Raw genomic sequence first — 20,683 nt, 5'->3', positions numbered from 1 at the left:
TCGCGGGCCGTCAGAGTTCTTCGGTCAAAGCTGTGGGAACGTCATAGCCCCACTCCGCATACTTGCGGGCGACCACGGCCGTCATGAGCGCCAGTTCGGGTGAGTGGTCGCCAGGGCGGTGGCTCATGATGATGGGCGAGGTCGCAGGCTCCACGAGTTCGCGGAAGGCGACGTCGTGGCTGCGGGCGCGGCGGACCGATTCCGGGACGATCGCGATGCCTTCCTCGGCTGCGACGAGGCCGATAGCGATCTGCAGTTCGCGCGCCTCGTGGACCACACGCGGTTCGATGGAATGATCGCGGAAGAGTGAGATCACCTGGTCGGCATAGCTGGGGCGCGGTGCGCGCGGATAGAGAATCTGGGGTTCATCGGCGAGTTCGCGCAGTGAGATCGGCTCATCGCTGGTCGCCAGCGGATGATCCATCGGGAAGGCGGCGATGAGCTTCTCGTTGCGCAGGATGATGCGACGGACGGCCGGATCCTCGAAGCGGATGCGGCCGAAACCGACGTCGATGCGTCCGTCCTTCAGGGCGGCGATCTGGTCGAGCGTCGTCGCTTCGACCATGACCAGTTCCACATTCTGGGCGACCTTGCGGAATTCGCGGATCAGTTCGGGCAGACGGGCATAGATGGTGGAGGCAACGAAGCCTATTATCAGGCGACGACGGCGACTGGTCGCAGCCGCCTTTACCATGGTTTCCACGTCTTCCATCCGTGCCAGCATCTGCAGCGCCTGCGCATGCAGCAGGCGGCCCACGGCAGTCAGGCGCAGCGGGCGGCTCGACCGGTCGAGCAGCGGGGCGCCGACGTGGGCTTCCAGTTGCTGGATCGCGCGTGACAACGGTGGCTGTGCGATGTGCAGCCGTTCGGCAGCCCGGTTGAAGTTGCCTTCTTCTGCCACAGCCACGAAGTAGCGCAGAAGGCGCATGTCCATCATGAGAGCTGAAACCTCCTCAAAACGCTGCACCGAGCATAGCATACCTATAAGGTATGAATTCTTGACCGCATTGATCTTTGAATGCCCGGCAAGGCAGGCATAATTCTCGCTCGAAAGCTAAGCATTCGGGAGAGTCGCTGCAATGGCTATGTTAGGCCGAGCTGATACCTTCATCGTCGATGTGCCGACGATCCGGCCGCACGTACTGGCCATGGCGACCATGCACGCCCAGTCGATGGTGATCGTTCGCCTGACCGACGCGGACGGCGTCGAGGGCATCGGCGAAGGCACCACGATCGGCGGCCTCAGCTACGGCGAGGAGAGCCCGGAGAGCATCAAGTCCGCGATCGACACCTACATCGTGCCGGTGCTCGAGACTTGCGACCTTGCCCTCGTCGGCGCGACCATGGGGAAGATTGCCAAGTGCGTGCGCGGCAACCATTTCGCCAAGTGCGCGGTGGAAACGGCGCTGCTCGACATGGCGGGCAAGCGGCTCGGCATTCCTGCTTCGGAACTGATCGGTGGTGGCCGGGTGCGTGACAGTCTGCCGGTTGCCTGGACCCTGGCCAGCGGCGACACTGCGCGCGACATCGCCGAGGGCGAAGCCATGCTGGAGGCGCGTCGCCACCGCATCTTCAAGCTGAAGATCGGCAAGCGCGACGTTCGTGACGACGTCGCTCACGTTGGCGCCATCTGCAAGGCGCTCGGCGATCGCGCCAGCGTGCGTGTTGACGTCAACCAGAACTGGAGCGAGGCGCAGGCCAAGCTGGGCATGGCGATGCTGCGGGAGGTCGGCTGCGACCTCGTCGAGCAGCCGATCGCCGGCGACGACGTGACGGCGATGGCGCGCCTGTCGCAGACCCAGGCGGTGCCGCTGATGGCGGACGAGGCGCTGCACGGCCCACGGTCCGCGCTGCGGATCGCGTCGGCCGGGGCGGCGGGCGTCTTCGCGCTCAAGATCGCGCAGTCGGGCGGCCTGTTCGCCACGGCCGAAGTCGCTGCGATCGGTACGGCTGCGGGTATCGGCCTCTATGGCGGCACCATGCTCGAAGGCGGGATCGGCACCGCCGCGTCGGCACACGTATTCGCCACAATTCCCGAACTCGCCTGGGGTACAGAGCTGTTCGGTCCGTTGCTCCAGACCGAGGAAATCCTTTCCGAACCGCTGCGTTACGCTGACTTTTCGCTGGCGGTCCCTCCCGGGCCGGGCCTTGGAGTGAACCTCGACGAGGACAAGCTCGCCTTCTTCCGGCGCGACCGGACCGCGCCCACCCTCCACGCCGTCACTGCAGGAGCCTGACACCGATGCTGTTCATGGTCGAAATGGACGTCAATATTCCCCTGGACTTCGACCCCGCCGAAGCGGCGCGGATCAAGGCCGAGGAAAAGGCGTACTTCCAGAAGCTCCAGACCGCAGGAATATGGCGCCACATCTGGCGCAAGGTCGGCTTGTACTCGAACGTCTCGATCTTCGATGTCGAGAGCAACGCGGCGCTGCACGAAACGCTGATGGCGCTGCCGCTGTACCCCTTCATGACAATGAAAATCACGCCGCTCGCGCGGCACCCTTCCTCCATCCATGACGACGATCGCTGATCGCCTCCGCCCCAGAATCGTGGGCTAAGAACAACGGGAGAGAATGAAATGGACACCAGCTTCGTAAAGACCCCCGAGATCCAGCAGTTGCTCGACCGCGCCGCCGGCGTGAACGAGAGCGGCGGCAGCCCGCGCCTAAAGGCGATCGTGCGCGACCTTACCGAAAGCGTGATGGAACTCATCGTCAGGCATGACGTCTCGGAGAGCGAGTTCTGGCTGGCGATGAAGTACCTGTCGGACAGCGCAGCCGAGATCGGCCTGATCGTCCCCGGCACCGGCCTCGAACACTTCCTCGACCTCTACATGGACGCCAAGGACGCCGAAGCGGGCCTGACCGGCGGCACTCCGCGCACCATCGAAGGTCCCCTCTATGTAGCCGGTGCACCGCTGGTGGAAGGCAACGTGAACCTCAGCGTCGACCCCGACGAGGGCACCACCGTGCTGCACATGACCGGCACCGTGACCGGACCCGAGGGCGAGGCGGTCAAAGACGCCATCGTCCACGTGTGGCATGCGAACTCGAAGGGCTGGTATTCGCACTTCGACCCGACTGGTGAACAGACCCCGTTCAACAACCGCCGCCGCATCAGGCTGGCCGACGACGGACGCTATGCGTTCCATTCGAACCAGCCGAGCGGTTACTCGGTGCCGCCCGGAGGCGCGACGGACAAGCTGATGCAGGCGCTCGGCCGCCACGGTAACCGTCCGGCACACGTCCACTTCTTCATCGAGGCGCCGGGCTACCGTACGCTGACGACGCAGATCAACTTCGGCGACGATCCCTTCGCGGCGGACGACTTCGCCTTCGGCACCCGCGCAGGGTTGCTGCCGGTGCCCAGCCGTCAGGGCGACAGCGCCTACATCCAGTTCGATTTCCAGATGCAGCGCGCCCACGACGCGGGCGACGAGGGCTTCTCCGCGCGCACCCGCGCCGAAGCGACGGCGCTTCCGGAAGCCGAAACCGTCTGACGACCAGAACACGGGAGACAGGATCATGCACGAACATCTGATGAGCCGCGTTGCGACCGCCGTGGTCGACGACCCCGAGACCGGCCTGTTCCGCTGCCGCCGCGACGTCTTCACCGATCCGGCGCTGTTCGAACTCGAGATGAAGTACATCTTCGAGAGCAACTGGGTCTACGTCGCTCATGAGAGCCAGGTCGAGAAGAAGAACGACTACTTCACGACCTGGATCGGGCGGACCCCGGTGATCCTGACCCGTGCCAAGGATGGCGGCCTCAACTGCGTCGTCAACGCCTGCGCCCATCGCGGCGCCAAGCTGTGCCGCCGCAAGCGGGGCAACCAGCCGCTCTTCGTGTGCCCCTTCCACGGCTGGAGCTTCAAGACCGACGGCTCGCTGATGCGTGCCAAGGATGCCAGCACCGGCGCCTATCCGGACAGCTTCAACCATGAAGGGTCGCACGACCTGACGCGCGCCCGCGTCGAAAGCTATCGCGGCTTCATCTTTGCCTCGCTGAACCATGACGTGCTGCCGCTCACGGAGCATCTCGGCGAGGCCAGGGTAATCATCGACCAGATGGTCGATCAGGCGCCCGAGGGTCTGGAACTGCTGACCGGCAATTCCACCTACACCTTCGACGGCAACTGGAAGATGCAGATGGAGAACGGCTGCGACGGTTACCACGTCAGCTCCGTTCACGAAAACTACCAGTCCACCATGGGCCGCCGTGCGGAGGGCGGGACCAAGGCGGTCGACGCCAATGGCTGGTCCAAGGCCCCGGCAAGCGGCGTCTACGGCTTCGAGCATGGCCATATCCTGCTCTGGACGCAGGTGCTGAACCCCGAAGTCCGCCCGATCTGGAGCCACAAGGCGGCGCTGGACGCACGGCTTGGCGAGGACAAGGCGAAGTTCATCCTCGAACAGACGCGCAATCTGGCGCTCTATCCCAACGTGTTCCTGATGGACCAGTTCTCCACCCAAATCCGTGTGGTGCGTCCGATCGACGTCCATACCACCGAGGTCACGATCTACTGCTATGCGCCCAAGGGCGAGAGTGCCGAAGATCGTGCCCACCGCATCCGCCAGTACGAGGATTTCTTCAACGTCACCGGCATGGGCACGCCCGACGACCTCGAGGAATTCCGCAGCTGCCAGTCCGCCTACGAAGGTGCGGGCGAACTGTGGAACGACCTCAGCCGCGGTGCCACGCGCTGGGTCCATGGTCCCGATGCCAATGCGAAGGCCATGGGCATGAACCCGCTGCTCTCCAGCGAGCGCAGCGAGGACGAGGGTCTCTTCGTGCGCCAGCACGAGTTCTGGGCGCAGATCATGCTCGACGGCATGGCGAAGGACGCCGAACCGATGCTGGAGGCTGCGGAATGACCCTCGTTCTGGAAAACACCGCCGCCGCGCTGTCCTATGCCGAGATCTGCGCGTTCCTCTACCGCGAGGCGCGCCTGCTCGACGACCGCGAGTTCGACGAATGGCTGGAATGCTATTCGCAGGACGCCGAGTACTGGATGCCCGCGTGGACCGACGACGATGCGCTGACCACGAACCCGCAGACCGAGATCTCGCTGATCTACTACGGCAACCGCAAGGGCTCGAGGACCGGGTTTACCGCCTGAACACCGAGCGTTCGTCTGCCAGCACGCCTGAAGCGCGCACTTCGCACTTCATCGCCAATGTCGAGGTGCTGGAGACGCGCGAAGGTGCGATCGACCTGCGCTATAACTGGCACACGCTCAGCCACCGCTACCAGCAGACGCAGCAGTTTTTCGGAACCACCTTCCTGACGCTGGATGCGGCTGGAGACGCCCCGAAGATCCTGAAGAAGAAGATCGTCCTCAAGGACGACTATATTCATCAGGTCATCGACGTCTACCACGTCTGAGGAGGTTGCAGTGATCTTCGCAGGACGGTTCGCAGGCAAGGTCATGGTCGTGACAGGTGCCGCACAGGGTATCGGGGCGGGTGTGGCCACCCGCGCGGCGGCGGAGGGCGCAAGCGTCGTCCTCGTCGACCGGGCCGACTTCGTCACCGAAGTGGAGCAGGCCATCGTCGCGGACGGCGGCAAGGCCGTCTCGGTGCAATGCGACCTTGAAACCTACGAGGGCGCAGCCGAGGCGATGGCGGCGGCCGTAGCGGCGTTCGGGCGCATCGACATTCTCGTCAACAACGTCGGCGGCGCGATCCGCATGCGTCCTTATGCCGAGTTCGAGCCCGCGCAGATCGATGCGGAAATCCGCCGCTCGCTGATGCCGACGCTCTACTGTTGCCACGCGGTGCTGCCCATCATGCTGGGGCAGGGCGCGGGTACGATCGTCAACCTCTCGTCCAACGCCACGCGTGGTATTCGCCGGGTGCCCTATTCGGCGGCGAAGGGCGGGATCAACGGCATGACGCAGGCGCTCGCCATGGAATATGCCGAAGCCGGCATCCGCGTCGTCGCGACCGCGCCCGGCGGCACCAGCGCGCCCGCGCGCCGCGTCGCCCGCAATGCCGAGGGCGACAACGCGCAGGAGCAGGCCTGGATGGCCGAGGCGGTGGAGCAAGTCACATCGTCGGCGTTCATGAAACGCTACGGCACGCTGGAGGAACAGATCGCGCCGATCCTCTTCCTCGCCTCGGACGAGGCCAGCTACGTGACCGGATCGGTCCTGCCGGTGGCTGGTGGCGATATCGGCTGATGCCAGCTTCACAGGACATGGATAGGTGCCAAGACTGATCGCCGTCACCCGCTCGGGCGACGAAACCGCCATCGGTGCCTATCGCACCAACTTCTCGCGCTTGTCCTGCCTGATCGCCATGACCCCGGCGCTCGACGGCCTGCGTGTCACCATCGCACCTGAGGACTGATCTATGCCTTTCACTCAAGCTGCAGGCGCCAGCCTCTACTGGAAGCGCGACGGGCGTGACGACGCGCCTGCGCTGGTGCTGCTCAACTCCATCGGCACCGATATGGATTTGTGGGACGCGGTGCTGCCGTTCCTGCGCGACCGCTTCGCGCTGCTGCGGATCGACGCGCGCGGCCATGGTGCGTCAATTGCTGATCCGGGTGAATTTTCGATGGCGATGCTGGCCGCCGATGTGCTTGCAGTTGCGGACGCGGCAGGTTTTGCACGCTTCAGTGTCGCGGGCGTGTCGCTGGGAGGGATGATCGCGATGGAACTGGCCCTCGCCGCGCCCGAGCGGATTGAAAAGCTCATCCCCATCTGCACGTCCGCCACGATGGACAGCGCTTCGTGGAACGACCGTATCGCGAAAGTGCGCGGTGAGGGGATGGCCGCCATCGCCGACCTTGCGATGGGGCGTTTTCTGTCGGACACGGCCGAACCCGCGATCAATGAGGCCGTGCGCCGCCAGTTGGTCGGCATGAACGCGCAAGGCTACGCGGGCTGCGGGGCGGCGATCCGCGACATGGATCTGGCCGAGCGTATCTCCGGCATCGCCGCGCCCACTCTGGTGGTAACCGGCACGCGCGATACCTCGACGCCGTTCGAGGGGCATGGCGAATATTTGCTTGCCCGCATCCCCGGCGCTGCGCATCTGTCGCTCGAGGCTGCACACCTTGCACCGCTGGAGGCTCCCGCCGAACTCGCCTCAGGCATGATCGCCTTCCTGCAGGACTGATCCCATGGAAAAATCAGACGTCGTCATCGTGGGAGCGGGACATGGGGGAGCACAATGTGCGCTCGCCCTGCGCCAGAACGGGTTCACCGGAACCATCACCGTCATCGGCCGCGAGCCGGAGCATCCTTACGAGCGGCCGCCGCTTTCGAAGGAATACTTCGCGCGGGAGAAGACCTTCGATCGTCTCTACATTCGCCCGCCGACGTTCTGGGCCGAGAAGGAGGTGACCTTCAGGCTCTCCACCGAAGTCACCAAGGTGGACGCCGAAGCGAAGGAACTGACGCTCTCGAACGGCACGACCTTCGGTTACGGCAAGCTGGTCTGGGCGACCGGCGGCGATCCGCGGCGCCTGTCGTGCGGCGGTGCCGATCTGGCGGGCGTCCACGCGGTGCGCACCCGCGAGGACTGCGACACGCTGATGGCCGAGGTCGATGCGGGGACGAAGAACATCGTCGTCATCGGCGGCGGCTACATCGGGCTCGAGGCGGCGGCGGTGCTGTCGAAGATGGGGCTGAACGTGGTCCTGCTCGAAGCCCTGCCGCGCGTGCTGGCGCGCGTCGCGGGCGAGGAACTGTCCGAGTTCTACCAGAAGGAACACCGCGATCACGGCGTCGATCTGCGCACCGGCGTCGCGGTCGAATGCCTTGAGGGCGACGGTCACCGGGTAACGGGCGTGAAGCTGGTCGATGGCGAGGTCATCCCGGCCGAGGCGGTGATCGTCGGCATCGGCATCGTGCCTGCCGTCGGGCCGCTGATCCTGGCGGGTGCCTCGGGCGCGAACGGCGTGGACGTGGACGAATTCTGCCGCACTTCGCTGCCGGACGTCTACGCGATTGGCGACTGTGCCGCTTTCGCCTGCGACTACGCGGGCGGCACGGTGATGCGGGTGGAATCGGTGCAGAACGCCAACGATATGGCGACGTGCGTGGCCAAGGCGATCTGCGGGGACGCAAAGCCGTACAAGGCGTTCCCTTGGTTCTGGTCGAACCAGTATGATCTCAAGCTGCAGACGGCCGGGATCAACATGGGCTTCGACCAGACGGTGACGCGCGGCGACGTCGAGGGGCGCAGCTTCTCGGTGGTTTACCTCAAGCAGGGCAAGGTCGTGGCGCTGGACTGCGTGAACATGGTCAAGGACTACGTGCAGGGGCGCAAGCTGGTCGAGGCGGGCGCCACGCCCGATATGGGGCGCCTTGCCGACGCGGGTGTGCCGCTCAAGGAACTGGTGTGAACTGAATCCTCCCGATCGCTGCGCGACAGGGAGGACAATACCTTACGAAGTCGGCGCGGCGAGGCTCTCATCCGCGCCGATCGCGCTGTACACCGTGATGCGGTTGGTCAGGTCGGCCAGCACCGTGGAAATGCGCGTCTGCTGGTAAGCATAAAGCGAACGCTGGGCGACCAGCGCGTTGAGGAAGCTGTCGGTCCCCGCCCGGTACTGCGCATCGGCGAGATCATAACTCTTCTGCCCGGCGGCGACGAGGCGGTCCTGCGCGGTGCGCTGCGTCGTGATCGTCCCGCGCCGGGCGAGCGCATCGGCGACGTCCTTGAACGCCGACTGCACCGTGGAGCGATAGGTCGCGAGATAGTATTCGCGCTGCGCCTTGGCGTATTCGAGGTTGCCCTTGTTGGTGCCGCCCAGCAGCAGGAGGCTCGCACTGCCCGAACCGCTGACGTTGAAGGCATCGCCGGTAAACAGGCTGCTGAGCGCCGTGCTGGCAAGACCGATGGTGGAGGTCAGCAAAATCGTCGGGAAGAACGCGGCCCGCGCCGCGCCGATCTGGGCGTAGGCACCCTTGAGGTTGTGCTCGGCCTCGACCACGTCGGGGCGGCGCAGCAGGATTTCGGACGAAAGGCCCGCAGGCACCTTGCCGATCCGCGTATCGAGCTGCGCCAGCGATACGGGCAGTTCGGCGTCCTGCACCGACCCGCCGACCAGCAGTTCCAGCGCATTGCGGTCCTGCGCGACTTGCGTGGTCTGCGCGGCGATGTCGGAATTGGCCTGCTCCAGCGTCGTTTCGGCCGCAGCGAGATCGCTCGCGCTCGTCAGCCCGGACCTGAACAGTGCGCGGGTGAGATCAACCGAACGCTGTCCGCTGTCGCGGGTCTGCTCAGCGAGCGCCAGAAGGTCGCGATCGGAGGCGAGAGTGACGTAGGCGGTCGCCACGTTGGCCACCAGCGTCAGCCGCGCCGAGCGATAGCCGGATTCGGTGCCGAGGTAAGTCTCCATCGCCTCCCGGCTCTGGTTCTTCAGGCGGCCGAACAAGTCCAGTTCGAACCCGCTGAAGCCGACATCGGCGCTGTAGCTCTGGTTGGTGAACTGCGTCGAGTTCATCCCGTGCGTCGCGCTGGCGTCAGCGCCCGGAGCCACTGTCGGCAACTGGTACGAACGCTCGACACGGTATTGCGCCCGCGCCGAGGCGACGTTGGCGAGGCTCGCCTGCAAGTCCTGGTTGTTGGCGAGTGCACGCTCGATCACGGCCTGCAGGCGCGGATCGGCGAAGAGCGTGCGCCATGGCATCCCGGCCTCGCCCGACTGTAGCGGCTCATAGGCTGCGCCCTGCGGCCACTGCGCGGGCGCGGCGGCTTCGGGGCTGACGTACTTGGGCGCCATGTTGCAGCCGGAAAGGGCCACGGCCAGCGCCATCGTGGAGATCAGGAAGGGGCGCATCATGCGTGGTCCTTGGTATGGGCGGGCGTCGTGGTCGCGTCCTTGCGGTGGAACACCCGGGCGACGATGATGAAGAACATCGGCACGTAGAAGATGGCGAGTGCGGTCGCGGTCAACATGCCGCCGAACACGGCCGTGCCGATGGCGATGCGCCCTTGCGCGCCCGCTCCGGTGGCGATGGCGAGCGGCACGACGCCCGCCATGAACGCGATCGAGGTCATCATGATCGGCCGCAGGCGGACCCGTGCCGCTTCCAGTGCGGCGTGGAGCATGTCGCGTCCCTCGCGCCGCGCGGTCTCGGCGAACTCGACGATCAGGATCGCATTCTTCGCGGCGAGGCCGATCGTGGTGAGCAGGCCGACCTGGAAGTAGATGTCGTTCTCCAGACCACGCGCCGCCACGCAGATCACCGCGCCGATAACGCCGAGCGGTATCACCAGCAGCACCGCCAGCGGCACCGACCAGCTTTCGTAGAGCGCGGCGAGGCACAGGAACACGACCGCGACCGACAGGATGTAGAGATAAAGAGCCTGCCCGCTCGACTGATTCTGCTGATACGACAGGCCGCTCCAGGCATAGCTGGTGCCCGGCGCCAGATTCTGCTGCAGCGCCACCATTTCCTTCATCGCGTCGCCCGAACTGTAGCCCGATCCGGCACTGCCCTCGATCTGGTACGAGGAGCGGCCGTTGAAGCGCGACAGGCCGTTCGGGCCGGTCTCCCACTTCATCGTCGTGAAGGCGGAGAAGGGGACCATCTTGCTGGTGCCGTCGGCATTGGTCGCGGACGTCGAGCGGACGAACCACTTGTCGAGGTCGCTCGGCAGCATGCGGGAATCCGCCTGGCCCTGCAGGTAGACCTTCTTGACGCGGCCCCGGTCGATGAAGTCGTTGACGTACGTGCCGCCCCAGGCGGTGCTGAGGGTGTCCGTCGCATTGTCCACGCTGAGGCCGAGGACCGACAGCTTGGCATCGTCGAAGGTGATGTCGAACTGCGGGGTGTCCGGCAGGCTGGAGGCGCGGACCTGCGAGAGCTTGGGGTCCTGGTTCGCGGCCACGATCAGCTTGTCGCGCAGGGTGACGAACTTGTCGTGGTCCATATTCGAGGAGTTCAGCAGCTGGAACGTGAAGCCGTTCGACTGGCCGAGACCCTGGATCGAGGGCGGGGTCATGACGAAGACCTGCGCGTCGCGGATCTTCGACAGCTTGCCCATCAGGCGCCCGCTGATCGCGGATGCGTTCTGGCTGGATGCCGTGCGTTCATCGAACGGCGCAAGGCTGGCGAAGCCCATGCCTGCATTCTGGCCCGAGCCCGAGAAGCTGAAACCGGCGATGGCGAACAGCACGCGGATGTTATGGCCTTCGGAAGCGAAGGCCTGCTCGATCTCCTTGCGCACCTTGTCGGTGCGTTCGGCGGTGGCGCCTGCCGGCAGCTGATAGGCGACCATGACTTGCCCCTGGTCCTCGGTCGGCAGGAAGCCGGAGGGCAGCCGCACAAACAGTACGATGATCGCAAGGATCACCGCGCCATAGCCGACGAGCCACCAGCGTCGCCGCGCGATCGCACGCTCGGTCACCGCGACGTAGCGGCCGGTCATGCGCTCGAACCAGTCGTTGAAGCGGCCGAACATACGGTCGAGCGCGCGCTTCGTCCGCAACGGCAGGCCCCGCAGGCCCGGCGCGGGCTCGCGGGTCTCATGCTCTTCCTCGGCCTTGGGCTTGAGCATCATCGAGCAGAGCGCCGGAGACAGGATCAGCGCGGTGAGCACCGAGAGTCCCATGGCCGAGACGATGGTGATGGAGAACTGGCGGTAGATCACGCCGGTGGAGCCGCCGAAGAACGCCATCGGCAACAACACCGCGGAAAGCACCAGTGCGATGCCGACAAGGGCGGAGCCGATCTCCTCCATCGACTGCACGGTGGCGTAGTAGGGGCTCAGCTTCTGTTCGTGCATCAGGCGCTCGACGTTCTCGACGACGACGATGGCGTCATCGACAAGCAGGCCGATGGCGAGCACCATCGCGAACAGAGTCAACGTGTTGATCGAATAGCCGAGCACCGCGAGGATGCCAAAGGTGCCGAGCAGCACCACCGGCACCGCGATGGCAGGCACCAGCGTCGCGCGCCAGCTTTGCAGGAAGGCGTACATCACCAGCACGACGAGGACGACCGCGATCAGCAGCGTCTCGATCACTTCCTTGATCGACAGCTTGACGAAGTCGCTGGTGTCGCGCGGGAAGGCGATCTTGTAGCCGTCGGGCAGGCTTTGCGACAGCTCTGCGACCCGCGCCTTGACGGCGGCGACCGTCTTGAGCGCGTCAGCCCCGGAAGCCAGTTCGATGCCGATACCGGCGCCCGGATGGCCATTCATGCGGCCGTTCACGGTGTAGCTTTCCTGGCCCATTTCGACCGTGGCGACGTCCGACAGGCGCACGACCGAACCGTCGGTCAGCGTCTTGACGACGATGGCGCGGAATTGATCGGGCGTCTGCAGGCGTGACTTCGCCTTGACGACAGCGTTGAGCTGCTGACCCTTCGCCAGCGGCTGCGCGCCGAGCTGGCCCGCCGAAAGGTCGACGTTCTGTGCGGTGAGGGCGCTCTCGACGTCGGAAGGGATCAGCTGGCGTCCCTGCATCTTCGCGGGGTCGAGCCAGATGCGCATGGCATATTGCGAGCCGAGCACGCGCACGCCGCCCACGCCGTTGACGCGGGCAAGGTCGTCCTGGAAATTCGAAACGAGATAGTCGGCGACGTCGCTCGACGAAGTCCGGTCGCTTTCGTCATAGAGTGCGACGACCATCAGCATGTCCGAACCGGACTTGGTGACGGTCAGGCCCTGCTGCTGAACCTGCGTGGGCAGACGCGAGTTGGCCTGCTGCACCTTGTTCTGCACCTGCACTTGCGCGACGTCGGGGTCGGTGCCCTTCTCGAAGGTCGCAGTGACCGAGGCGGAGCCCGAACTGTCGGAACTCGACGAGAAGTAGAGCAGGTTGTCGATGCCGGTCAGCTGCTGTTCGATCACCTGCGTGACTGAGTTCTCCAGCGTCTGCGCGGATGCACCGGGGTAGGTGGCGCTGATCGAGACCGAAGGCGGGGCGACGTCCGGGTACTGGGACACGGGCAGGCTCATGATCCCGCCGATCCCGGCCATCATCACGACGATGGCGATGACCCAGGCGAAGATCGGCCGGTCGATGAAGTAGCGGCTCATGCTCATGGGATTACTGGTCCAGCTTCGCGGTCACGGCCTTGACCGTCGCGCCGGCGCGCGTCTTGTCGGTGCCTTCGACGATCAGGCGGTCGCCTGCCTTGAGGCCGCTGGAGATCAGCCACTTGTCGCCGATCGCCTGTCCGACCACGACCGAGCGCTGCTCCACCTTGCCCTGCGCATTCACGACGAGGGCGACGCCGTTGCCCTTGGCATCGCGGGTGATGCCCTGCTGCGGCGCGAGGATGGCGCTGCGCACCACGCCTTGCGGCGTATCGACCTTGACGAACATGCCCGGCATCAGGAGCCCGTCAGGGTTGGGGAACTTCGCGCGCAGGGTGACGGTGCCCGCCTCGGGATCGACGTTGACCTCGTTGAATTCTACGGTGCCCTGCTGCGGATACTGCGTCCCGTCCTCCAGCGTCAGCGTGACTGCGGTGCTGCCGGGCATGATGGTGCCTTTGGCCAGGCTCTTGCGCAGTTTCAGCAGGTCGGAGGAAGACTGGGTGATGTCGACGAAGATCGGGTCGAGTTGCTGGATCGTCGCCAGCGCATCAGACTGCCCGGAGGTGACCAGCGCGCCCTGCGTGAAGGCGGAGCGGCCGATGCGTCCGGTGATCGGCGCATAAACCTTTGTGAAGCCGAGGTTGACCTGCGCCGTGCGGATCGCCGCCTGGTACTGGTGCACCGAGGCGGTGGCAGCGCGAGCGGAGGCGATGGTCTCGTCGCGGTCCTGCGCGCTCACCGCGTCCGTTTCGCCCAGCGTGCCGTAGCGGCGCGCCTTGGCCTGCGCGCTGTAGAGCGTCGCCTGCGCGTTCTCGAGCTGCGCGCGCGAGGTATCGAGCGTGGCTTTGTAGAGCCTCGCGTCGATCTGGTAGAGTGGCTGCCCGGCCTTCACCACCGAACCCTCGGTGAAAAGGCGGGTCTGGATGATCCCGTCGACCTGCGGACGCACTTCGGCGACGGCGGTCGCGGCGGTGCGGCCCGAGAGCGAGGTCGATACGGTGACCGGCTGCGCTTTCAGCGTGACCACCCCGACCTCGACGGCCTGCTGCTGCTGCGGCGCCGACGGCCCGCCGCACCCGGCGGTGGTCACGGTGGCGAGCGCGAGGGCGGAGGCGAGGGCAAGATGCCGAATGGAAGGTTGCAACCCGAAGGCTCCTTTACACGGAACATGTTTGGCGGCCGTATCCTGCCGCAAGGGCTGTGCGGGCAAGCCTCGGCGCGTTTCGGCATGTTGCGTCGTGCAACCAAATGTCGCGTGATGTAACTTGGGGCAGACAAGGAAACCTAAGCGGATTAGACGTCAGCCCATGACCGCAACAGCCCCCGTAGCCAATGGGCGCATCGTCATCCTCGAAGACGACCCCGACATTCGCGAACTCATCATCGGCCAGCTCTCGCGCGAGCCGCAGGAAGTGGAGGCCGTGGGTACCGTGGCCGAACTGCGCGCGATCCTGAAGCAGCGGCACGTGGACCTGCTGATCCTCGACCTCAACCTGCCCGATGGGGACGGGCTGGACCTCTGCCGCGAACTGAGCGCGTCGGGCCATCAGGGCGCGATCATGATGGTGACTGCGCGTGACGATGCCATCGACCGCGTGCTGGGGCTCGAACTCGGCGCCGACGATTACCTGACGAAGCCCTTCGAGCCGCGCGAACTGCTGGCGCGGGTGCGCAATCTCCTGCGCCGCGCCCGGGTAGTCGATCAGACGCGCCCGCGTGCCGCCCGTTATGCGCGCTTCGGGCCGTGGCGGCTCGATCTGCACCAGCGCCGCCTGGTGACTGACGACGAGCGACTGGTGATGCTTTCCTCGGCCGAGTACCGCCTGCTGCGGCAGTTCGTGGAAGCCCCCAACCGCGTCCTCTCGCGCGAGGAACTGCTGCCCGAGCGCAGCGCCACGGTGGCGTTCGACCGGACCATCGATATCCAGATCAGCCGCTTGCGCCAGAAGCTCGCCGGGACGCAAGGCGGGACCGATCTGATCCTTACCGTGCGCAGCGAAGGCTACGTCCTGCCCGGCCCGGTCGCCTTCGAGTGACGGCAGGCGCGGCGTCCTCATCAGGCTGGTGGCGCAATCTGGCCCGGAGACTGCGCGCTTATCCGGGCTCGCTGGCGGGGCGGCTGGCGTTGGTACTGATGATCGGCATGCCCGCTTCGGCGTTGTTCGCGCTGCATATCTCGCAAGTATGGAAGCAGCACGCCTTCACCGAACTGCAGAGGCAAGCGGCCCTCCTCAGCACCGCCGACATCGCGCACCGCTACGAAGTGGATGCGGAGCGAACCGACTATCTGGTGTCTTCCGGCTTCATTTTCGGGGCGCACAGGCCCGATCCCGGATTGGCGATGCTGGGTTGGGATGTCGGCCTGTCGCGCAGCGTCAGTGAACGGCTGGGGCGTCCGGCACAGGCGCGGGTGCTGCCGCGGCAGCAATGTTTCACACGGTTCGTGCATCATCCTCCGGCGGCGGGAATGAACACCGATCCGCTGCCCGACTGCTGGCTGGTGCGATATACCGATGCCGCCGGGCGCGAACGACGGCTCGTCATCGACCTGTTGCTCAATCCCGACCGTGGGCAGCCGCCGGTGGGCCCGCCGTATCTCGAACTCATCGTCATCGCGGGCGCACTGCTCGGGCTGCTCACCGCGCGTATCGCGACGGCACCGCTGCGGCGGATGGAGAAGGCGGCGCGGCAGTTTTCGCTGGCGGGCGACCTGGAGCCCATCCCGGTCAAGGGGCCGAGCGAAGTGCGGGCGGCGCTGGAGACGTTCAACCTCGCCCAGTCGCGAGTGCGTGACGGCCTGCGCGAGCGTACGCAGATACTTGCCTCGGTCACGCACGACCTCCAAACCCCGCTTACCCGATTGCGCCTGAGGCTTGAGCAGGTCGGGGACGAAGTGCTGCGCGGGCGGCTCGTCGCCGACCTTGCGGTGACGCAGCAGATGGTGCGCGATGGCCTCGACCTTGCGCGCAGCAGCGAAGTGCGTGAGCCTTGGGCGGTGATCGACGTCGATTCCGTGCTCTCGGCGCTGGCGGAGGATTACGCCGAAGTCGGCCGCGACGTCACTTTCATCGAACAGATCCGGGTGGAGGCAAGGGTCAAGCCGAATGCTCTCGGCCGCGCGCTTGCCAACCTCGTCGACAATGCGCTCAAGTACGGCGGCACGGCTGAGCTGCGCTGCATGATGGAGAAGGGCGACCTCGTCATTCACGTTATCGACCGCGGCCCCGGACTGCCCGAGGCCGAGATCGAGCGCGCTTTTCAGCCCTTCCGGCGACTGTCGACCAGCACCGGGACCGGCACCGGCATCGGCCTGACCATCGCGCGGGCGCAAGTGGCGACGTTCGGCGGTGCCGTAACGCTACGCAACGCGCCCGAAGGCGGGCTGGTCGCGGAGATCCGGATGCCCGCTGCAAAGGCGCGCTGAACCGGCTGATTGTCACGACCGTGCGAGCCCGTTAGGCTGGTCTCAATGCCCCGCATCAAAGGCGCTTTCGTGTATATTCTTTTCCCCGGCCGTCCTTCCGCATGACGCTTGAATCGCAGGCCAGGGAGGCGTTGCGGCAGGGGGACCTGCAAGGCGCGGGAGCAGCCGCTGCCGCTCTGGCGAAGGCTCGTCCGGACGAGCCGACAGGTTTCTTTCTGCTCGGTGTGGCAACTGCGGAGGCGGGCCAGATCGCGCGCGCGGTCCCGCTGCTCGAAGCGGCGGTCGCACGGGGGCCGCGGGCGGAGCATGTTGCGCAGCTTGCCAGGCTGCTGATCCTGTTGCGGCGCGACGGGGAGGCTGCCGAGGCCGCCCGGCAGGCCATGGCGCTGGGCCCCGACGATCCTCGCACTTTCGACACGATCGGTTGCGTGCTGGCGCGGCTGGGCGATCATGAGGCCTCGCTTGCCCCGTTCACTGCAGCGGTAGCGGGCGATCCGGACGATCTCGAATACCGATACAACCTTGCGGCGGCGAGCGGCTTTACCGCACGGATCGAGCAGGCGCGCTCGCATTACGAGACGATCCTTGAGACCGATCCGGGCAATGCGCGGGCGCACTATGCGCTCGCCATCCTGTCGCGGCAGACGCCTGAGGCCAATCACGTAGCTCGGCTGGACGCGGCGCTGGTTGCAGCGCGCGAGCCGGGCGATGCGCTGCGCATCCGCTATGCGCTGGCCAAGGAGCACGAGGACCTCGGCAATGCCACCGATGCGTTTCGTCACCTCTCGGCTGCCAACGGTGCGCACAAGCGCAGCGTCGGCTACGACTTCACGCAGGACGCTGAGATCTTCGACGCGATCGATGCGGTATTCGCTTCCGGTGCTCCGGCGGGCGGCGCGGGACATGGCGGAGCCGCGCCGATCTTCGTGGTGGGCATGCCGCGCACCGGGACCACGCTCGTCGATCGCATCCTGTCCTCGCACCGGGATGTGGAGGCGGCGGGGAACTGCAGGCGATGCCGCTGGCGGTCAAGCAACTGGCGGGCACGCCGTCGCGCCGGGTCATCGATGCCGAGACCGTTGCAGCCAGTGCGGGAATTGACCCGGATAAACTGGGCGCGACCTATCTCGAGCGCGCGGCCCATCATATCGCGCGGGCCAAGCCACGTTTCACTGACAAGCTGCCCGCGAACTTCCTCTATATTGGCCATATCGCGCGGGCTTTGCCCGATGCCCGGATCGTGTGCCTGCGCCGCAATCCGATGGATACGATCTGGAGCAACTACAAGAACCTGTTTGCCAGCCAGTCCGCCTATTACGCCTATTCGTACGATCTCATGGATACGGCGCGCTACTATGCACGGTTCGACCGGTTGATGGCGCTATGGCAAAAGCTATGGCCGGATCGGGTGTTGCAGCTGTCCTATGAAGCGCTTGTCGCAGATCAGGAAGGCGAGACGCGGCGTTTGCTGTCCCATTGCGGTCTTGAGTGGGACGAGGCCTGCCTGTCGTTCCACGAGAACCGCGCCGCCGTCGCCACACCAAGCGCGGCGCAAGTCCGTCGGCCGATCAATGCCGATGCCGTTGAGCGTTGGCGCGCGCACGAGACCGAATTGGCGCCGGTGCGGACGTGGCTGGAAGGGCAGGGGATCGACGCGTGACGTCATTGCGGACCTGGCGAAGCAATCACGAGTTCGTGGCAGTGCCGGAGGCGCTCGCCCGTTTCGGGAAAGCGCCTCCGGTGATACTCAGTACTTGATGCGCGCTTCCACGCCGACGGTGCGCGGATTGAGCACGGTCTGGCGATAGTAGCGCACCGCGACACCATCGTTCACACCGATGCGCGAGCGGTCCTGACCGACCGAGACCACAGCGTACTTGTCGAAGATGTTGTTCGCGAAGAGGCTGACGGTGTACTTGTCGGTCTCGTACGAAAGCGTTGCGCGGTGCAGCACGTAGCCGGGGATCTTCGTGCCGTAGCCACGATCCCAGCCGAGGCGCGATACCACGTTGCCGCGGTAGGTCGCCGTCCAGTTGGCGCTGAACACGCCTTCGCCCATCGGCACCGTGTATGTCGCACCCAGGCTGCCCTGGTTCTTCGCCGAGCCGGGCAGTCGATCACCCTTCAGCGCGTCGAGTTGCGTGAACTTGGGCCGAACGTCGTAGTCGTTGACGACTGTGCGCACGGTGATGATGCCGTCGACGTCCTCGGTCAGCTTGGCATCCGTGTACGAGTACATGCCCTGGATCGTCAGGGCGGGCACCGGCTTGAACTGGAACGAGGTTTCGAAACCACGAGACTTCGCCGAGCCGCCGTTCACGGTGATGCCGGTGACGCCGTAATACGTGGCGGAATCGACCTGGATGCCCTGCCACTTGATGTCATAAACGTCGAAGTTGAAGGTCAGCTTGCGATCGAACAGCTGCATGCGGACGCCGATTTCGGCGTTCTTGGTCTTGTCCGGGCCGTACTGGACTTCGTTCGGCAGCGCGCAGGCATTCTGCTGATTGGCAGGAACCGGATCGGGGCAGGGAGCGACGCGGTTCGGTCCGCCGATGCGATAGCCCTTGCTGTAGGTGCCGTAGATCATCAGGTCCGGCGTAAAGTTGTACGAGGTGTTGAACTTCCACACCCAGCCGTCCTGCGACGCCTTGCCGCCCGACGGATCGAGGTCGTAGGGGCTCAGCGGGTTGTCGTATTCGGGCGTATCGGGATCGTCGCCGCCGAGCGGCAGCGTCAGGGCGCCCTGAACCTCCGAGGAATACTTGAAGTAGCGAGCACCTGCCGTGACCTGCCATGCCGGTGTCACGCGGAACGTGCCTTCGCCGAAGATCGCCTTCTCGGTGACCTTAGACTTGGTGTAACTGACGTATTCGAGATCGTCGGGATTGACGAGCGGGTTCCCGTACCAATCCGCATCGCCGTAGAACGCGGTCAGCCCCGGCGTATGCTCGGCATAGTCGTTGTGGTACTTCTGCTGGTTGTAAAAGCCGCCCAGAACCCAGTTGAACGGCCCGCCGTGACGCGAGACGAGGCGAATTTCCTGGTTGATCTGCTTGCGGCGGCCATAGCTCTCATTCCAGCTGGAGAATGCCGGGAACGCCTCGTAGTCGTAGTCGAGGTCGAGCAGCAGGTCGGTGTTATCGCTCTGCGAGCGGGTGTGGACGTTGGTGTAAGCGGTCGTCGAGACGAGGTCGGCGATGTCCGCGAGGTTGGCGTTGATCTCCATGCTGGCGAGGTGCGCGCGGCGGTTCACCGGTTCGGCGTAGCGGCTCGCGTTCTCGTACTTGCCAGAGCCCAGCACGCCCGCGCTGTTCGACTGGGCGCCGTCGGTCTTGGTACGCTGGAAGGCGTAAGTGAAGATGACCTTGAGGTCTTCGCTGGTCTGCAGCAGCAACTGGTTGCGCGTGGTGAAGGTCTTCTCGAAGTTGAGGTCTTCACGCTTGTGCAGGTTGGCGTTGTAGGCGTCGCCGGTCGGACGGCTGGTGCCGTTAGGTTGCGGGTCGGAGACGCCGGGCTCGTTGATCAGGAACGGGTAATCGATGAAGCCCGGATCGTAGTAGTACCCGGTCGCGCTGCGGAAGGCGATGTGGTCCTTGACGATCGGGATGTTGATCATCCCGTCGAGCTGGTAACCGAGGTCGGTCGCGTGGCTCTTGGTGAAGAGGCGGCCGTGGGCCTCGCTCTCGAAGGCGTCGGTATTGGGGCGGTTGGGGATGTAGCGGATAGCGCCCGCCAGCGTGCCGAGGCCGTAAAGCGTTCCCTGCGGGCCGAGCAGCGTCTCGACGCGTTCGATGTCGAGCAGCTTGAAGTCATAATAGAGCGGAACTTCGCCCAGATAGACGCCCAGCGAGTCGTCGTAGTTGGCGCCGCTCGAGGCCGTATCCGAGGCGTTCAGGCCGCGCAGGACGATAGAGCCGGTGCCGCCCGGGCCGGTGTCGGAGATGGTCAGGCCCGGCGTGAAGTCGGCGAGGTCGCGCACGTCGTCGATGCGCTGGCGCGCGATCTCGTCGGCGCCGATCGCCGAGATGTTGATCGGCGTGTCCATGATCGTTGTGGCGCGGCGGGTGCCGGTGACGATGATGGCATCGCCCTCATCGGAAGCAGCGGCCGCTTCCTGCGCCACGGCGGGCATCGCGATCACGCTGCTCGTAATCATGGTTGCGGACAGAAGCCCTGCTCTCAGTTTCGCGCGATAAGTCATGTGCTTCCCCAGTTTCGGTTGACGTGCCCCGGTCCCGGCACGCTC

The 20,683-nt window shown here is 65.4% G+C and carries 15 protein-coding genes and 2 pseudogenes; 12 read left to right on the top strand and 5 right to left on the bottom strand.

The genetic code is table 11. The features are described from left to right. Window positions 1–10: 10 nt before the first annotated feature. Window positions 11–934 carry a LysR family transcriptional regulator gene (locus KZO24_RS20575; RefSeq protein ID WP_271182228.1) on the bottom strand — a complete coding sequence of 308 codons (924 nt, stop codon included), beginning with the start codon at window positions 932–934 and terminating at the stop codon, window positions 11–13. A gap of 145 nt (window positions 935–1,079) precedes the next feature. Here KZO24_RS20575 and KZO24_RS20570 point away from each other — a divergent pair, with 145 nt between their 5' ends. The 9 genes and pseudogenes from KZO24_RS20570 (at window position 1,080) to KZO24_RS20530 (ending at window position 8,358) form a co-directional block, all read left to right on the top strand. Then, window positions 1,080–2,237, top strand: coding sequence for a muconate/chloromuconate family cycloisomerase (locus KZO24_RS20570; protein ID WP_271182166.1), 1,158 nt, complete (start codon window positions 1,080–1,082; stop codon window positions 2,235–2,237). Window positions 2,238–2,242: 5 nt separating this feature from the next. Beyond that, complete coding sequence (gene catC / locus KZO24_RS20565; protein WP_271182165.1) at window positions 2,243–2,533, top strand: muconolactone Delta-isomerase; 291 nt, start codon at window positions 2,243–2,245, stop codon at window positions 2,531–2,533. Between the two features lie 48 nt (window positions 2,534–2,581). After that, window positions 2,582–3,502, top strand: coding sequence for a dioxygenase family protein (locus tag KZO24_RS20560; protein WP_271182164.1), 921 nt, complete (start codon window positions 2,582–2,584; stop codon window positions 3,500–3,502). A gap of 25 nt (window positions 3,503–3,527) precedes the next feature. Further along, complete coding sequence (locus KZO24_RS20555) at window positions 3,528–4,877, top strand: SRPBCC family protein (protein ID WP_271182163.1); 1,350 nt, start codon at window positions 3,528–3,530, stop codon at window positions 4,875–4,877. Then, a pseudogene (gene benB / locus KZO24_RS20550) lies at window positions 4,874–5,388 on the top strand (benzoate 1,2-dioxygenase small subunit). The gene KZO24_RS20555 and the pseudogene benB overlap by 4 nt, the downstream one beginning before the upstream one ends. Before the next feature lie 10 nt (window positions 5,389–5,398). Beyond that, the gene (gene benD / locus KZO24_RS20545; RefSeq protein ID WP_271182161.1) at window positions 5,399–6,184 is read left to right on the top strand and encodes a benzoate diol dehydrogenase BenD; all 786 of its coding nucleotides are present in this window, start codon (window positions 5,399–5,401) and stop codon (window positions 6,182–6,184) included. Between the two features lie 25 nt (window positions 6,185–6,209). Next, complete coding sequence (locus tag KZO24_RS20540) at window positions 6,210–6,353, top strand: hypothetical protein (protein ID WP_271182160.1); 144 nt, start codon at window positions 6,210–6,212, stop codon at window positions 6,351–6,353. Window positions 6,354–6,356: 3 nt separating this feature from the next. Then, window positions 6,357–7,127 (top strand): alpha/beta fold hydrolase, encoded by a 771-nt coding sequence (locus tag KZO24_RS20535; RefSeq protein WP_271182159.1) that lies wholly within the window; start codon window positions 6,357–6,359, stop codon window positions 7,125–7,127. Window positions 7,128–7,131: 4 nt separating this feature from the next. Next, a complete protein-coding gene (locus tag KZO24_RS20530) occupies window positions 7,132–8,358 on the top strand; it encodes an NAD(P)/FAD-dependent oxidoreductase (protein WP_379525619.1) in 1,227 nt (408 codons plus the stop codon). Between the two features lie 42 nt (window positions 8,359–8,400). On the opposite strand, the gene KZO24_RS20525 is transcribed toward KZO24_RS20530, so the two are convergent. The 3 genes from KZO24_RS20525 to KZO24_RS20515 are packed head-to-tail and all read right to left on the bottom strand — an operon-like array spanning window position 8,401 to window position 14,154. Then, on the bottom strand, window positions 8,401–9,798 hold the full coding sequence (locus KZO24_RS20525) for an efflux transporter outer membrane subunit (protein ID WP_486487737.1): 1,398 nt from the start codon (window positions 9,796–9,798) through the stop codon (window positions 8,401–8,403). Then, window positions 9,798–13,013: an efflux RND transporter permease subunit gene (locus KZO24_RS20520; RefSeq protein WP_271182748.1), complete on the bottom strand. Its 3,216-nt coding sequence runs from the start codon at window positions 13,011–13,013 to the stop codon at window positions 9,798–9,800. The genes KZO24_RS20525 and KZO24_RS20520 overlap by 1 nt, the downstream gene beginning before the upstream one ends. 4 nt (window positions 13,014–13,017) lie before the next feature. Next, complete coding sequence (locus KZO24_RS20515; protein ID WP_271182749.1) at window positions 13,018–14,154, bottom strand: efflux RND transporter periplasmic adaptor subunit; 1,137 nt, start codon at window positions 14,152–14,154, stop codon at window positions 13,018–13,020. 163 nt (window positions 14,155–14,317) lie between these two features. Here KZO24_RS20515 and KZO24_RS20510 point away from each other — a divergent pair, with 163 nt between their 5' ends. The 3 genes and pseudogenes from KZO24_RS20510 to KZO24_RS20500 all read left to right on the top strand — a co-directional run bounded on the left by KZO24_RS20510 (window position 14,318) and on the right by KZO24_RS20500 (window position 18,094). Next, window positions 14,318–15,046 (top strand): response regulator transcription factor, encoded by a 729-nt coding sequence (locus tag KZO24_RS20510; RefSeq protein WP_271182750.1) that lies wholly within the window; start codon window positions 14,318–14,320, stop codon window positions 15,044–15,046. Next, on the top strand, window positions 15,043–16,434 hold the full coding sequence (locus KZO24_RS20505) for an ATP-binding protein (protein ID WP_271182751.1): 1,392 nt from the start codon (window positions 15,043–15,045) through the stop codon (window positions 16,432–16,434). Before KZO24_RS20510 ends, KZO24_RS20505 begins: the two co-directional genes overlap by 4 nt. 101 nt (window positions 16,435–16,535) lie before the next feature. Beyond that, window positions 16,536–18,094 (top strand): annotated as a pseudogene (locus tag KZO24_RS20500) (sulfotransferase family protein). Between the two features lie 87 nt (window positions 18,095–18,181). On the opposite strand, the gene KZO24_RS20495 reads toward KZO24_RS20500, so the two are convergent. After that, complete coding sequence (locus KZO24_RS20495; RefSeq protein WP_486487626.1) at window positions 18,182–20,593, bottom strand: TonB-dependent receptor; 2,412 nt, start codon at window positions 20,591–20,593, stop codon at window positions 18,182–18,184. Window positions 20,594–20,683 lie beyond the last annotated feature (90 nt).

It is taken from the genome of Novosphingobium sp. NFX11, assembly GCF_057376415.1.
The sequence above is the reverse complement of the archived record's forward strand: the minus strand, read 5'-3'. Positions and strand labels throughout refer to the sequence as shown.